15 protein-coding genes are annotated in these 13,892 nt (G+C 70.6%); 6 read left to right on the top strand and 9 right to left on the bottom strand.

Features of this window, described 5'->3' with window-relative positions; all coding sequences use genetic code 11:
* Positions 1–28 precede the first annotated feature (28 nt).
* Positions 29–511, top strand: a complete 483-nt coding sequence (locus tag PGH47_RS02780; RefSeq protein ID WP_271662044.1) for a VOC family protein — start codon at positions 29–31, stop codon at positions 509–511.
* A gap of 11 nt (positions 512–522) precedes the next feature.
* Here the strand turns inward: PGH47_RS02780 and PGH47_RS02775 are convergent, their stop codons facing one another.
* The 5 genes from PGH47_RS02775 to PGH47_RS02755 all read right to left on the bottom strand — a co-directional run bounded on the left by PGH47_RS02775 (position 523) and on the right by PGH47_RS02755 (position 6,305).
* Complete coding sequence (locus PGH47_RS02775) at positions 523–1,419, bottom strand: SGNH/GDSL hydrolase family protein (RefSeq protein WP_271662043.1); 897 nt, start codon at positions 1,417–1,419, stop codon at positions 523–525.
* A gap of 118 nt (positions 1,420–1,537) precedes the next feature.
* Positions 1,538–2,416 carry a geranyl diphosphate 2-C-methyltransferase gene (locus tag PGH47_RS02770; protein ID WP_176579438.1) on the bottom strand — a complete coding sequence of 293 codons (879 nt, stop codon included), beginning with the start codon at positions 2,414–2,416 and terminating at the stop codon, positions 1,538–1,540.
* 50 nt (positions 2,417–2,466) lie between these two features.
* The gene (locus PGH47_RS02765) at positions 2,467–3,540 is read right to left on the bottom strand and encodes a family 2 encapsulin nanocompartment cargo protein terpene cyclase (protein WP_271667964.1); all 1,074 of its coding nucleotides are present in this window, start codon (positions 3,538–3,540) and stop codon (positions 2,467–2,469) included.
* Positions 3,533–4,969, bottom strand: coding sequence for a family 2B encapsulin nanocompartment shell protein (locus tag PGH47_RS02760; RefSeq protein WP_271662042.1), 1,437 nt, complete (start codon positions 4,967–4,969; stop codon positions 3,533–3,535). Before PGH47_RS02760 ends, PGH47_RS02765 begins: the two co-directional genes overlap by 8 nt.
* A gap of 328 nt (positions 4,970–5,297) precedes the next feature.
* Positions 5,298–6,305: a zinc-binding alcohol dehydrogenase family protein gene (locus PGH47_RS02755; RefSeq protein ID WP_271667963.1), complete on the bottom strand. Its 1,008-nt coding sequence runs from the start codon at positions 6,303–6,305 to the stop codon at positions 5,298–5,300.
* Positions 6,306–6,455: 150 nt separating this feature from the next.
* On the opposite strand from PGH47_RS02755, the gene PGH47_RS02750 reads away from it, so the two are divergent.
* Both PGH47_RS02750 and PGH47_RS02745 read left to right on the top strand, forming a co-directional pair.
* A complete protein-coding gene (locus PGH47_RS02750; RefSeq protein ID WP_271662041.1) occupies positions 6,456–7,256 on the top strand; it encodes a VOC family protein in 801 nt (266 codons plus the stop codon).
* Between the two features lie 74 nt (positions 7,257–7,330).
* Positions 7,331–8,023: a ribonuclease H family protein gene (locus PGH47_RS02745; protein WP_271662040.1), complete on the top strand. Its 693-nt coding sequence runs from the start codon at positions 7,331–7,333 to the stop codon at positions 8,021–8,023.
* Positions 8,024–8,042: 19 nt separating this feature from the next.
* Here the strand turns inward: PGH47_RS02745 and melC2 are convergent, their stop codons facing one another.
* The gene (gene melC2 / locus PGH47_RS02740; RefSeq protein WP_271662039.1) at positions 8,043–8,867 is read right to left on the bottom strand and encodes a tyrosinase MelC2; all 825 of its coding nucleotides are present in this window, start codon (positions 8,865–8,867) and stop codon (positions 8,043–8,045) included.
* A 34-nt stretch (positions 8,868–8,901) separates the two neighbouring features.
* Positions 8,902–9,321, bottom strand: coding sequence for an apotyrosinase chaperone MelC1 (gene melC1 / locus PGH47_RS02735; protein ID WP_271662038.1), 420 nt, complete (start codon positions 9,319–9,321; stop codon positions 8,902–8,904).
* A 361-nt stretch (positions 9,322–9,682) separates the two neighbouring features.
* Between melC1 and PGH47_RS02730 the strand changes: the two genes are divergently transcribed.
* Complete coding sequence (locus tag PGH47_RS02730) at positions 9,683–10,888, top strand: FAD-dependent monooxygenase (protein WP_271662037.1); 1,206 nt, start codon at positions 9,683–9,685, stop codon at positions 10,886–10,888.
* Here the strand turns inward: PGH47_RS02730 and PGH47_RS43100 are convergent.
* Positions 10,827–11,111 carry a cholesterol oxidase substrate-binding domain-containing protein gene (locus PGH47_RS43100; RefSeq protein ID WP_333937964.1) on the bottom strand — a complete coding sequence of 95 codons (285 nt, stop codon included), beginning with the start codon at positions 11,109–11,111 and terminating at the stop codon, positions 10,827–10,829. The two genes, PGH47_RS02730 and PGH47_RS43100, sit on opposite strands and share 62 nt — an antisense overlap.
* Positions 11,112–11,218: 107 nt before the next feature.
* Here PGH47_RS43100 and PGH47_RS02720 point away from each other — a divergent pair, with 107 nt between their 5' ends.
* Both PGH47_RS02720 and PGH47_RS02715 read left to right on the top strand, forming a co-directional pair.
* The gene (locus PGH47_RS02720) at positions 11,219–12,202 is read left to right on the top strand and encodes an aldo/keto reductase (RefSeq protein WP_271662036.1); all 984 of its coding nucleotides are present in this window, start codon (positions 11,219–11,221) and stop codon (positions 12,200–12,202) included.
* 83 nt (positions 12,203–12,285) lie between these two features.
* Positions 12,286–12,768 (top strand): DUF6328 family protein, encoded by a 483-nt coding sequence (locus tag PGH47_RS02715; RefSeq protein WP_271662035.1) that lies wholly within the window; start codon positions 12,286–12,288, stop codon positions 12,766–12,768.
* A 28-nt stretch (positions 12,769–12,796) separates the two neighbouring features.
* On the opposite strand, the gene PGH47_RS02710 is transcribed toward PGH47_RS02715, so the two are convergent.
* Positions 12,797–13,840 (bottom strand): hypothetical protein, encoded by a 1,044-nt coding sequence (locus tag PGH47_RS02710; protein ID WP_271662034.1) that lies wholly within the window; start codon positions 13,838–13,840, stop codon positions 12,797–12,799.
* Positions 13,841–13,892: the final 52 nt, after the last annotated feature.

The following is a 13,892-nucleotide window of genomic DNA, read 5'->3' as shown; positions in this document are numbered from 1 at the left end:
CAGCGGATCCACGCCCCAGGAGGTACTCATGGCAACCGACGGTTTCACCACGTGTCTCTGGTACGACGGCCAGGCCGAGGAGGCCGCCCACTTCTACGTCTCGGTCTTCAAGAACTCCAGCATCGGCAAGATCGCCCGCTATCCCGAGGGCGCGATGCAGCCCGCCGGAAGCGTGATGACCGTCGAGTTCACGGCCAACGGCCACAAGTTCCTCGGCCTCAACGGCGGCCCCGAGTTCAAGTTCACCGAGGCGACCTCCTTCATGATCTTCTGCGAGAACCAGGAGGAGATCGACCACTACTGGACCAAGCTCACCGAGAACGGCGGCGAGCCCGGCCCCTGCGGCTGGCTCAAGGACCGGTTCGGGGTGTCCTGGCAGGTCGTCCCGGACCGGCTCGACGCGATGATCACCGACCCGGACCCCGCCAAGGCGGCCCGTGTCACCGCGGCGTTCATGGCGATGCACAAGTTCGACATCGCCGCCCTGGAGAAGGCCTACGCCGGGGAGTGAGCCCCGCCCCGCTACGGGTTCTCGCGGATCACCCGGGTGATCTCCAGGGCGATCCGCAGGATCCCGGGCGAGCGGACCGGGCACGGCTTCGGCGTCGAGGTCGTGGGCGCCAGACAGAAGTGCAGGTAGTCGTCGTCGCGATGCAGGGCCGTGCGGTCCCGGCCCGGCTGGGTGCAGTACTCGTCGTGCGCGTGCTCGTACGCGGTGCACGGCAGGTACTGGACCCAGGAGTAGCGGGCCCCGGCCCCGCTCACCGCCCTGCCCGCGTCGGCGACCAGTTCCCCGGAGGCGGCGGCCCGCTCCTCGTACAGGGCGTTGACGCGCCGGACCCGGTCCGGAGTGATCGGGTCCGGGCCCTGGAGCACCCACACGATCCGCGCGTCCCCGGCGCCGGCGATCTGGTCGGCGAGCCGCTTCATGTCGGCCGCGTACCGCTCGAAGTAGCGCTCCGGGGAGGCGTCATGGGTGATGCCGTCCATGCACGGCGTGTAGCCCCAGGCGTTGCCCCAGAACTGGAGCACCACGAAGTCCGGCCGCAGCCGGCGCACCAGTGCGGCCGCCTTGTCCCCGTCCGGCACGAGAGAGCGCCGGCCCGTGCCCTGAAGGTAGTCGCACAGGGTGGTGCCCGAGTAAGGCGCGCTCGTGTACGTCGCCCGCAGTTCCCCGCGTAACTCCTGGCCGAGCACCTTCTGCGCCTCCATCGCGAGCGAGTCGCCGAGGTACAGCACGCTCGGTGCCTTCGCCGGAGCGGCACTCGGCGACGCCGAGGCCGGCGCGCGCTGCTGTGTGGTGACCGAAGCCCGCGGCACCTCCGGAGGCGGCGCGGCCTCCGCCCCGGACGACGGATCCCCGCACCCATCGAGCAGCACGGCTGCCAGCAGCACCCCCACGATCCACGGCTTGCGCATACGGCGACTCCCGCCCCGGACACCGAAAACGGCTCCCCAGGCAAGCACGGCCGGGCCCAAGGGGGAAGACACGCGTCGGCCACGGAACACCCGTGGCCGACGCGCGTCCGGTCGTCGCTCAGACGCGGTCCGCCGCGATCAGCAGATACTGGAAACTGCCGTTGCGGTACGCGTCGATGAACGTGTCCTCGATCCCGGTCACCAGGTGATCCGCCTCGCGCCGCAACTCCCAGTAGGGGATGGCCGCCTCCGTCAGATCCTCCACATGGACCGGTACGAGGCGGTTGCGGGCCATCGCGCGGAAGTACTCCGAGCGCGGGTGGATGTCGCAGATGTAGTGGGCGTTGATGAGGGACACCTCGCGCGAGGCGCGCCCGTAGGTGTCGTTGTAGCAGCCGGTGATCACCACGTAGCGGCCGCCGCGGCGCAGCAGCCGGGCGTGCTCGGCGAACAGCAGGTCGAGCTCGACGTACATGGTGGACTCGTTGTTCCAGGACGCCGCGTACGCCCCGGACTCCAGCCCGGTGTCCAGCATGTTGCGGTGGTGGTAGCGCACCCGGCCGTCGATGCCCCGCTTGCGGGCCTGCGCGTTCGCGAACTCGGCCTGCTTCTCGGAGATGGTGACGCCGTCGGCGTGGCAGCCGTAGCGCAGATTGGCCACCACACTGCCGCCGCCGCGCCCGCAGCCGGCGTCGAAGACGCGGTCGGCGGGGGACAGCGGACCGAGGCTCGCGGCGAGCAGCTCCGCCTGGGCGTGCTCCAGCCGGTGCAGTTCGGCGGTGACGCGCTCACGGCGCAGTTCGGGATCGGGTTCGTCGAGCACGGAGCGGTCGGCGTTCCCGATGCCGTAGTGGTGGTGGTACAGGTCGTCGAGCTTTCCGAGTTCGAGGTTGACCGGGTTCTCCTCGGCGTTCCAGTAGTCCGCGACGCGGTTCTGGTACGTGGACTGGGTCGGCACCGACTTGGCCTTGGTGCCGGCTTCGGGGGCGATGGTCAACTGTGACTCCTCGTGCTGGTGCATGTGACGTTCTGTCATGAGATGGCGCTTTACCAGTAGTTGGGCAGGTGGTAGCGGTGCGTGTTGGTGGCGTGCCACTCGTGGTTCCCGGCCACCCAGTCGTCCAGGCCCCGGGCGTAGCGCTCGACGAGCGGCGAGGTGGCGGCGAGCACCGCGGACTCCTCCTCGAACGCCGCCATGATCTGGTTGTGGATCTCGACCGCCTTCAGATAGGCGGCCTTGAGCCCGCAGCGCTCGTTGGCCGCGACGACCTGCGGCAGGTTCAGATGGGTGGGGTCGCTCGCCAGTTCCTTGGTGAAGGAGTACAGGTCGTTGACGATCGTGGTGGCGTTGCAGGCGAGCGCGGTGATCCGCTGGATCTCCGGGCGGGCGTACAGCGCCTCGGGCAGTTCGTAGCCGTCGATGGCGTCGACGATCGACAGACAGGGCCGGAAGTTGTTGAACTGCCGCATCACCAGGTACTCCCACACCCGGGGGACGTACCGCGTCTCGCTCCAGGCCGCCTCGGCGAGGTAGCCCATGTGCAGCCGGGCGAGGTCGTGCACGAGCCGGTCGGTCTGACTCGGCGTCGCGACGGCCGCGTAGTCCTTCAGCGCCCAGTGGTACGACCGCAGCGGACCGTCCGCCTGCATGCCGTGCGCCCACTCCTCCTGGAACCCGGGCGTGGCGTGGAACGGATCCAGCGCCGACTGGGCCATGATCAACCGCCCGCCCAGGCCGCTGCGGGTCGCGCCCCTGCCCTCGTCCTCCTCGCAGTAGCAGCTGTCGACGATGTTCTCCGCCAGCAGCAGCTTCCCGGCCGCCGTCAGCCGGTCCAGGTCGGCGCCGGCCGGATGCTGGAGCACCACGGCCCGCCCGAACTGGAAGCCCGAGAAGTCCCCCGACCAGGCCGGCGGGAACAGGTCGAGACGGCGGGCCCACTCCTCCAGCCTGCGGTCGACCTCCGTGACCTTCTCCGGGTCCGCCGGCCCCACCTGCCGGTGGTGCAGCCCCGGGATCGCGCCGCCGCGCCGCGACTGAAGACTCCGGGCGAGGTTCGGCGGCCCGGGCAGGGACCAGGTGGAGGCGGTCGTACTCATCGCGTTCTCCGCGGGCTCACTCAGCGGTCCGGCCGATCTGGGCGTTCTCGAGGATCCCGACCGCGTCGGGCACGAGGATCGCCATCGAGTAGTAGGCGGTGACGAGATAGCGGATGATCGAGTTGGCGTCGATCCCCATGAACCGCACGTTCAGGCCCGGCTGGTACTCCTCCGGGATCCCGGTCTGGTACAGCCCGATGGCGCCCTGGTCGCCCTCGCCGGTACGCAGCGCGATGATGCTGCTGGTGTGCTGCGCACTGATCGGGATCTTGTTGCAGGGGAAGATCGGGACACCGCGCCAGGCGGGGATCTCGTGCCCGTCGACATTCGCCGTACCCGGCACCAGACCGCGCCGGTTGCACTGCCGGAAGAACGCCGAGATCGCCTTCGGATGGGCGACGAACAGCTTGGTCTTGCGGCGCATCGACAGCAGCTCGTCCATGTCGTCCGGCGTCGGCGGCCCGGTGAAGGTGCTGATCCGCTGCCCGTAGTCGGCGCTGTGCAACAGCCCGAAGTCCCGGTTGTTGACCAGCTCCCACTCCTGGCGTTCGCGGATCTCCTCGATGGTCAGCCTCAGTTGCTGCTCGGTCTGGTCCATCGGGTTGTTGAACAGGTCGGCGACCCTCGTGTGCACCCGCAGCACGGTCTGGGTGAGCGACAACTCGTACTCGCGCGGGGCGAGGTCGTAGTCGACGTAGCCGCCGCCGATGGTCGGCTCGCCGACATGGCCGGCCTGCACCGGCACATCGGCCTCGCCCTTGCGGTTCATGGGCAGTTGCTGGCGCTCGGCGTACGCCGACAGGTGCTCCGCGAGCGACGGTGCCCGGTCGGTGAGCTCCTGGACCACCGTCCAGGGCAGCACCATCAGCACGCCCGCGGTCTCGGCGCGCACCGAGCTCAGCCACAGCGGGTCGGGCTGGCCGATGGCCTCGTCGCCGATCTGGTCGCCGCCGGTGACGATGCCGACGATCTCCTCCTCGCCGTACTTGCCCTCGGTGAAGCGGGTGAAGCGGCCGTGCACGACGAGGAAGGCCTCGTGGACCGGCTGCCCGGCCTCGACGAGCACCTGGCCGGCCCGGATCTCGCGCACCCGGAACCGGCTCGCGATCTCCTTCAGGACCTCCGTGTCGGAGTAGCCCCGCAGGACGGGCAGTTCGGTGAGCGTCTGCGGGATGACCTTGATGTCGTCGGCGCCGTTCTGCTCGAACTGCACCCGGCCGCGGCCGACACGCAGTTGCAGACGCCGGTTGACCCGGTAGGTGCCGCCCTTGACGTCGACCCACGGAAGCATCTTCAGCAGCCATCGCGAGGAGATGGCCTGCATCTGGGGTTCGGACTTGGTGGTCGTGGCGAGCTGGCGTGCCGCCTGGGTGCTGAGACTGGTCAGTGGTCCGTCGGTGGTGGGGGCGGGGTCGTCGGCGGCGGGGCCGGCGGCGCTCTCGGATACGGACACGTGATCCCTTCCTGGAGGGCGAACGGGAGTGAACGATGTGGTCGGTGACGACGGCAGCCTCTGGACGCGAATACGGCTGCCTCGTGACACGGATGGGCCGTACGCGTCGCAGGGACAAGCCAAACAGCGGGGGCGGTTCGCCCGGTACGGCGTGAAGGGGGCGGTTTCGTACACCTGGGTGGTGTAAACCCTTTGTTGAAGCGGAGTGATCACATCCGAGTGCTCCCACGCCGGGAAGGAACGCGCCCCGAAGGGGCGCGTGGAATTGCGCGACCAGCCACAATGGCGCCGCAGACGACAAGCCGCACACCTTGCGGAGCGTTGCGTCTCAGGACAGGTCGTTCACCAGCACGGCGGCCCCGTCGAACCGGCCCGCTTCGAGATCGCGCAGCGCCTCGTCCGCCCGCGACAGCGGATACGCGTGCGTCGTCGCGTGCACGGAGTGCTCCGCGGCCAGCGCCAGGAACTCACGGGCGTCCTCGCGCGTGTTGGAGGTGACGCTGCGCACCTGCTTCTCGTAGAAGAGCTCGCTCTCGTAGCGCAGCACCGGGATGTCGCTGAGGTGGATCCCGGCGACCGCAAGCGTCCCGCCCCGGTCCAGGGCCCGCAGCGCGACCGGGACCAGCTCGCCGGCGGGCGCGAACAGGATGGCGCTGTCCAGCGGCTCCGGCGGCATCGCCTGCGCGTCCCCGGCCGAGGCGGCACCCAGATCCAGCGCCAGCCGCCGTGCGTCGGCGCCGCGCGTGAGGACGTGCACCGTGGCGCCCTTGGCGAGCGCGACCTGCGCGCACAGATGAGCGCTGCCCCCGAAGCCGTACAGTCCGAGCCGCCCGCCCGGCGGCAGCGCCGAGCGGCGCAGCGCGCGGTACCCGATGATCCCGGCGCACAACAGCGGCGCGAGTGAGATGTCGTCCAGGGCGCCGGGCAGCCGGTGGGCGAACGCGGCCGGCACGGTCGTGTACTCGGCGTATCCGCCGTCGGCGTCCCAGCCCGTGTAGGCGGAGGCCGGGCACAGGTTCTCCGCCCCGCGCAGGCAGTAGCCGCAGGTGCCGTCGGTCCGCCGCAGCCAGGCCACGCCGACCCGCTCCCCGACCTCGAAGCCGGTCACCGCGGCGCCGAGGCCCGCTACCACCCCGACGACCTGGTGCCCGGGAGTCACGCCGGGCCGGTGCACCGGCAGATCGCCCTCGGTGACATGCAGATCGGTACGGCACACCCCGCACGTCCGCACCCGCACCAGCAGCGCGTCGTCCCCGGGCACCGGAACCGGCTTCTCCACCAGCCGCAGCGGCCCCGTCCCGACCGGCCCCGGCGCGAGAACCGACCATGCCCGCATCGTCGCGCCCGCCATACCGAGTCCCGTCCGCCGTCCGGCCGCTCTTCCCTCCAGTCTGGAACGGAACCGGGCATTCGGCGCGCGACCCGACGGCCCGGTGACTAGCGTAAGAATCCGGACAACTCACCGAGCCGGGAGAGGGCCGCAGTCATGGCCGCGAAACCTGAAGGAACCCCCATCTGGGCCGACGCGATGTTCAGCGACATCGAGGGAGCCAAGAACTTCTACGGCGACGTCCTCGGCTGGACGTTCGGCGAGTCCTCGTCGGAGTACGGCAACTACACACAGGCCTACGCGAACGAGAAGGCGGCCGCGGCGGTCGTGCCGCCCATGCCCGGCCAGGAGGGCCAGTCGCAGTGGTGCCTCTACTTCGCCACCTCCGATGCCGACGCCACCGCCGCCAGGATCCGTGAGAACGGCGGCGAGATCCTGATGGAGCCGATGGCGGTCGGCGACTTCGGCAGCATGTGCCTGGCCCGCGAACCCGGCGGCGCCGTCTTCGGGCTGTGGCAGCCCGGCACGCACGAGGGCTTCGAGGCTCCGATGGAGGAGCCGGGCGCCTACTGCTGGGGCGAGGTCTTCACACGCGAGCGCGACAAGCCGGACACGTTCTTCCCGGCGGTCTTCGGGTACGGCGCGAAACAGATGGAGGACGACGCGGTCGACTTCCGGATCTACTCGATCGGCGAGGACATGGTTCTCGGCCGGATGGTGATGACCGAGGAGTTCCCGCCCGAGGTCCCCTCCTACATCAACGTCTACTTCACGGTCGAGAACTGCGACGACGCCGTGGCCCGCGCCACCAAGCAGGGCGCCGTGCTCCGCTTCGGCCCGATGACCTCGCCGTTCGGCAGGTTCGCCGCGCTCAGCGACCCGCAGGGCGCCAACTTCTCGGTGATCGACGTCACCACGACCGAGGGCGAGATGCCGAAGACGACCGACGTCACGTGATCGGCGGCTGACCACGACCGGGCAGGACCGATCGGCGATCGCACCCGCGACCGGCCGGCCCGCTGGCCCATGGCATGATCGGGCGCATGCTTGAACGTGTTGTGGCCGCGTGCGACGGGGCTTCCAAGGGAAACCCGGGGCCGGCGGGCTGGGCGTGGGTCGTCGCCGACGAGTCGGAGACCCCGGCCCGCTGGGAGGCGGGGCCGCTCGGCAAGGCCACCAACAACGTCGCGGAACTGACCGCGCTGGAACGGCTCCTCACGGCGATCGACCCGGGCGTGCCGCTGGAGATCCGCATGGACTCGCAGTACGCCATGAAGGCCGTCACCACCTGGCTGCCGGGCTGGAAGCGCAACGGCTGGAAGACGTCCGCGGGCAAGCCCGTCGCCAACCAGGACCTGGTCGTGCGCATCGACGAGCTGCTCGACGGCCGCAAGGTCGAGTTCCGTTACGTTCCCGCCCACCAGGTCGACGGCGACCCGCTCAACGACTTCGCCGACCGCGCCGCCAGCCAGGCCGCCACCGTGCAGGAGTCCGCGGGCAGCGAACTCGGCTCGCCGCAGCCGCCGCCCTCCCCGGACACCCCGCAGACCAAGGCACCGCGCCGCAAGGCTGCCGCTGCCCGGAAGAGCGGCAGCTCCTCGCGGACCATCAAGGCCAAGTTTCCCGGTCGCTGCCTCTGCGGCCGCGGCTACGCGGCGGGCGAGCAGATCGCCAAGAACGCGCAGGGCTGGGGCCACCCGGAGTGCCGCACCGCCGACGCCTGACCGGCCGGCCCGGCGGGGCTCAGGCCGCGTCGAAGGTGTAGTGCGCGGTGTGGTCCAGCAGATCGGCGGGGCGCACGTCGTTCCACGGCTTCATCGTGTCGCCCAGATCGACCACGTTCGGCGTCCCGGCGGTCGGCAGGTAGCCGGAGCCGGGGTGGCGCCGCTGCCAGTCCGCCCACAGCTTGTCGATGTAGGCGTGGTGCAGCCAGAACACCGGGTCGTTGGGCGACGCGCCGGTGGCCATCTGCCCGCCGACCCATACATGGACCCGGTTGTGCAGATTGACCCCGCGCCAGCCTTCGAGGTGATTGCGGAAGCCGTCCGAGGCGCTGTTCCAGGGCGCCATGTCGTACGTGGGCATGGCCAGCACGGACTCCACCTCGGCCGGGGTCGGCAGGTCCCGTACGGCAGTGCCGAGCGAACGGCGCAGGAACGTACGCCCGTCGACACGCACCTTGATCGGCCAGTTCCCGCCGGCCGCCGCGAACGGCCCGTCCAGCACCTGTCCGTCGCGGCTTCGCCCGGTGCCGCCCATGAAGTCGGGCGCCCACAGCGAGGACCGTATCGAGCGGTCGGTGCTCCAGTCCCAGTACGGCAGCGCGACCGAGGCGTCCACCTCCTGCAACGCACGCTCGAACTCGAGCAGGAATCTGCGGTGCCAGGGCAGGAACGACGGTGACCGGTGGCCGGTGCGCTCGCCGTTGTCGGTGTCGCCGACGATGAAGGCGTTGTGGGTCGTGACGAAGGAGTCGTAGCGGCCGTTGCGCTTCAACTCCAGAAGGGCGGCGACGAATCGGCGCTTCTCGTCGGCGGTCAGGACGGCCTGGTTCTTGCGGACGGTCATGGTTGCGGGTGCTCCAGAGTGCGGGTACGGCGGTTCAGTTGGCGGGGAAGGGCAGCAGGGCCGCGCCCTGGAGCTCGTCCACGGCGGCGCGGGCGGCGGCCCGCGGGGTGGGCACCGGGTCGTAGTGGCTGACGACGCTGATCCAGCTGCCGTCGGCGTTGCGCATCACATGCAGCTCGACGTCGTCGACGAACACGGCGTAACCGCCGCCGTGATGCTGGTGGGCGCCGCCCGAGGCGGGCCGGCCCTGTATCCGGCGGCCCTTGTAGACCTCGTCGAAGGGCGCAGGGGAGTGCTGGTCGTGCTCCTGGTGGCCGGTGTGCTCGGGGTGCCGGCTCTGTCCGGAGGCGGACGCGGCGGGGGCGTTGAGCGTCTGGACGAGGGCACCGACGCCGGCGGCGGTGGCGAGGGCGGCCGTGGCGGTGAGCGCGCGACGACGGCTGAGTTCCGGCATACGGATCTCCTGGGTGGGTTCGATGGTGCGTTCGGGTGCTGACTCCGCATACCTATCGGGCCCCATGAGAGCGGGAGAAATCGGTCGCGAGTGGTTGGCTTCGATCCGGACAAGTGGCTACATGTCGTGCAAGCTTGAACAGAGATGATCTTGCTGCGAGTGGTCTCCCCGCATACCCGGAACGGGTAATTCCTTCTCTCGGGAGCAGTGTTCCCGGTGGTCCTTGGCGGGCGGATGCGGCGCCAGTGGTGTGTCTCACCCGCTGAAACTGGCGCGATCCGGAACGTCACGGAAAGTGCCGCGACCCCTGCTACCCTGCGGATCCGAATTGGCCGTATTGGGGAACTTTCTAGGGGTATGTGTGAAGGTCGCCTGTGTCGGTGGCGGGCCCGCCGGTCTCTATCTCTCGATCCTGCTGAAGCTGCGGGACCCGTCCCACGACATCACCGTCCACGAACGCAACGCGGAGGGCACCACCTACGGCTGGGGAGTGACGTACTGGCGCGGACTGCTCGACCAACTGCGCGCCCATGACCTCGAGACGGCTCGCGCGGTCGAGGCGAGCTCGGTCCGCTGGAACGCGGGCGTGGCCCACGTACGGGACCTGACGACCCGTCGGCCCGGCGACGAGGGGCACGGCATCGGCCGCCACCGGCTGCTGGAGATCCTCGCCGAACGCGCCCGCTCGCTCGGCGTACGCCTGGAGTTCGGGAGCGCGGTCAGCCCGGACGACGTGCCCGCCGCCGACCTCGTCGTCGCGGGCGACGGCGTCCACAGCGCCCTGCGCGCCCGCCACGCCGACCACTTCGGCACCCGGATCGACAGCGGCCGCAACCGCTACCTCTGGCTCGGCACCAGCAAGGCCTTCGACGCCTTCACCTTCGCCTTCGTCGAGACCGACCACGGCTGGATCTGGTGCTACGGCTACGGCTTCGGCCCCGAAGCCGGCACCTGCGTCGTCGAGTGCGCCCCGGAGACATGGACCGGCCTCGGCCTCGACAGGGCGCCCGAGGCCGACGGACTGGCCCTGCTGGAGAAGCTCTTCGCCCAGATCCTCGACGGCCACCCGCTCATCGGCCGCCCGTCCGCCGACGGCAGCGCGCCGTGGCTGACCTTCCGCACCGTCACCAACCGCACCTGGCACCGCGGCAACGTCGTCCTGATCGGCGACGCCGCCCACACCACCCACTACTCCATCGGCGCCGGTACGACCCTCGCCCTGGAGGACGCCATCGCCCTGGCCGGCGCGCTGCACGAGCGGCCCGCCCTGCCGGAGGCGCTCGCCCACTACGAACGGGAGCGCAGGGCGGCCCTGTTGTCCCTCCAGAGCGCCGCCCGGCACAGCGCCCTGTGGTACGAGAACCTGCCCCGCTACATCGACCTGCCGCCGCAGCAGATGTTCGCCCTGCTCGGCCAGCGCCACTCGCCCCTGCTGCCCTACGTGCCGCCCCAGCTGTACTACCGGATCGACAGGGCGGCCGGGCAGCTGGAGGCGCTGCGCCGCCTCAAGCGCTGGCTCGGACCGAAGGTCGCGCGCACCGTGCAGAGCAGGGCGGCCCGCAGGTAGCCGCGCGCTGCGCGAACAACCGGTCCCAGAAGGCGTTCCCGAGAACCCGGTGGGGGTCGAGCCGCTCCAGCACCCCGGCGGCCCGCCCCCACCCCTCCTCCCCGAAGCTGCCCGGCGCGGCGGACTCCAGCACCCCGCCGTCGCGCCACGCGGCGTCGTCCGTGCAGGCACAGCCCTTCGACCACTCGACGCACGGCCCAAGCCGGGAGCGCCCCGACAGCAACCGCTTGCCCGTCGAGCCGATTCGCCCCTGTGAGTGAAGGCTTCACAGGATGCGGCAGCGGCGGGGCCCGCTCCGCGCTCGCGGCCGGCGAATGACACACTGACGCCATGGACGAGCGTGTAATCGGTAGGTCGGGTCAGCGGGCATCCGTCGTGGGACTCGGTACGTGGCAGCTGGGCGCCGACTGGGGAGACGTCGACGACCAGCAAGCCCTTGCGGTGCTGGACGCGGCGGTCGAGTCTGGGGTGACCTTCTTCGACACGGCCGACGTGTACGGCGACGGGCGCAGCGAGCAGACCATCGCCGGCTTCCTGCGGGCCAGGCCCGAGCTGGACATCTTCGTGGCGACCAAGATGGGCCGCCGCGTGGACCAGATCCCCGAGAACTACGTCCTCGACAACTTCCGTGCCTGGAACGACCGTTCGCGGCGCAACCTCGGCGTGGACCGCCTCGACCTGGTCCAGCTGCACTGCCCGCCGACGCCCGTCTACTCCACGGACGAGGTGTTCGACGCCCTGGACACGCTGGTCGAGGAGGAGCGCATCGCCCGGTACGGCGTCAGCGTGGAGACCTGCGCCGAGGCGCTGACCGCCATCGCCCGGCCCGGGGTGGCCAGCGTGCAGATCATCCTCAACGCGTTCCGCATGAAGCCCCTGCTGGAGGTGCTGCCCGCCGCCCGGGAGGCGGGCGTCGGCATCATCGCCCGCGTCCCGCTGGCCTCCGGCCTGCTGTCCGGCAAGTACACCAAGGACACCGTCTTCCCCGCGAACGACCACCGCACCTACAACAGGCACGGCGAGTCCTTCGACCAGGGCGAGACCTTCTCCGGCGTCGACTACGACTCCGGCGTGGAGGCGGCCGTCGAGTTCGCCGGCCTCGCCCCGGAGGGGTACACACCGGCCCAGCTGGCGCTGCGCTGGATCATCCAGCAGCCCGGCGTGACCACCGTCATCCCGGGCGCCCGTTCGCCCGAGCAGGCCCGTGCCAACGCGGCCGCCGCCGCGCTGCCGGAGCTGTCCGCGGACACGCTCACCGCGATCGGCGACCTCTACGACCGGCGGATCAAGGACCAGGTGGAAAACCGCTGGTAGACGCGTAGCGCGCGGGGAGCGGCGGCTTGGCCGCTCCCGGACCCCGCCGTTTGAGTCCGATGCGGCGGGGTTACCTGTAGCGCATGGCCGAACAGGAAAGACGGACGGGACGCGACGAAAGCGAGGAAGAGCGAGCCGACCGCATGTGGGGCGAGCTCCTCCAAGAGGTCCGGGTGACCCAGATGGGCGTCCAGATCCTGTTCGGCTTCCTGCTCACCGTCGTGTTCACGAACAAGTACGACAGCCTCGCCGACACCGACCAGACGATCTACATCGTCACGGTGGTGCTGGGCGCCGCCGCCACCGGCGCGCTGATCGGCCCGGTGTCGCTGCACCGCCTGGTGGCCGGGCGGCGCATCAAGCCGCAGGCGGTGTCGTGGGCGTCCCGGATGACCTTCGTCGGTCTGATTCTGCTGCTGGGCACCATGACGGGCTCGCTGCTGCTGATCCTGCGGGTCGCCACCCACGACGACTTCGTGCCCTGGGTGGTCGCGGGCGTCGTCGCCTGGTACCTGGTGTGCTGGTTCGTGCTGCCGCTGTGGGCGCGCCGCCGCACCGCGGAGTGAGCGGCGGCGCCCCGGCGACCGGGTGCGGCTACAGCGCCTGCGCGCTGCCTCCGTGCGCCCCGCGCAGCGCCGAGATGCAGGTGGAGATGGCCTGCTGGAGTTCCTCCAGCTGCTGGACCATGTCGTCCTCCGCGAACTCCTGCACGTCGTCGAAGGTCAGCTCCTCGAAGACCTTCGTCGCCCGCTGGAGACTGTTGTAGAACTTCGTCCGCCGCTCCTGGACCCGCAGCTCGGGGTCGGCCTCCACGGCCTCGACGACGAGGGATTTCATGGTGTCGTAGGCGTCGGTGGCCCACTCGCCGGTGTCCTCGTCGTCCTCCAGCTCGTCGATGAGCGACAGATGCCGCTCGGCCTCCTGGCGCAGGTCCACGGGCGCGTCGACGGTCTGCCCGGCCGGCGTCTTGATCTGACCCGACTCGGCGATCTGACGGACATAGCCGATGCGGTCGGCCGACCGGCTCTCGGTGGCGACGGCCTTCTTCAGGTCGTCGGTGCGTACGACGTCGCGCGCCAGCTCGGCCTGAAGCTCCGGGTCCTCGCGCACCCGGTCCAGGAGCGCCTGGCGGGCCGCGCGGGCGGTGGAGGGGTCGGCGAGGATCGCCGCACGCAGCGCGGTGGGGTTCTCGGCGACCTCCAGGGCCTTGGTCGGGCGGATGCCCTCGGCCTCGGCCGCCTCGGAGATGGCGGTGCCGCGCTCGGACGTGGCGCTGTTGCGGGAGACGTAGTAGCCGAGCCACACGTCCGCGTCCGGCAGTTCGACCTCCTGGCCCGGCGCGAGCGCCTCGAACTGCGGGACGAGACCGTCGTCGGCCGCGCGGTCCCAGGCCTTGTAGTAGCGCATGACGCGATCGGCTGAGCAGCCCGCGAGCTCGGCGAACTCCTTCGCGGACACCTTCGGCGTCTCGTCGGCGCCCTGCCCGCCGGGCCGGACGCTGCGCGCCACCATCAGGCCGAAGGCCCAGCCCCCGGTCCGCGCGTAGACCCCGAACTCACGCGCGTCCCGCGCGACGAGGTCGGACAGCGGGGCCGGGGATGCGGAGGACGTCTCGGGTGGGACGAACGCCAGTGTCACGGGTGACTCTCCTGTTGCGAGCTGCTCGGAAGGCGAAAAGTGCAGACCGGCA

This window comes from Streptomyces sp. HUAS 31 (assembly GCF_028198125.1).
In the GTDB taxonomy this organism is placed as follows: Bacteria; Actinomycetota; Actinomycetes; order Streptomycetales; family Streptomycetaceae; genus Streptomyces; species Streptomyces chartreusis.
Note: the sequence above shows the minus strand (reverse complement) of the source record. Positions and strands in the feature narration are given on the sequence as shown.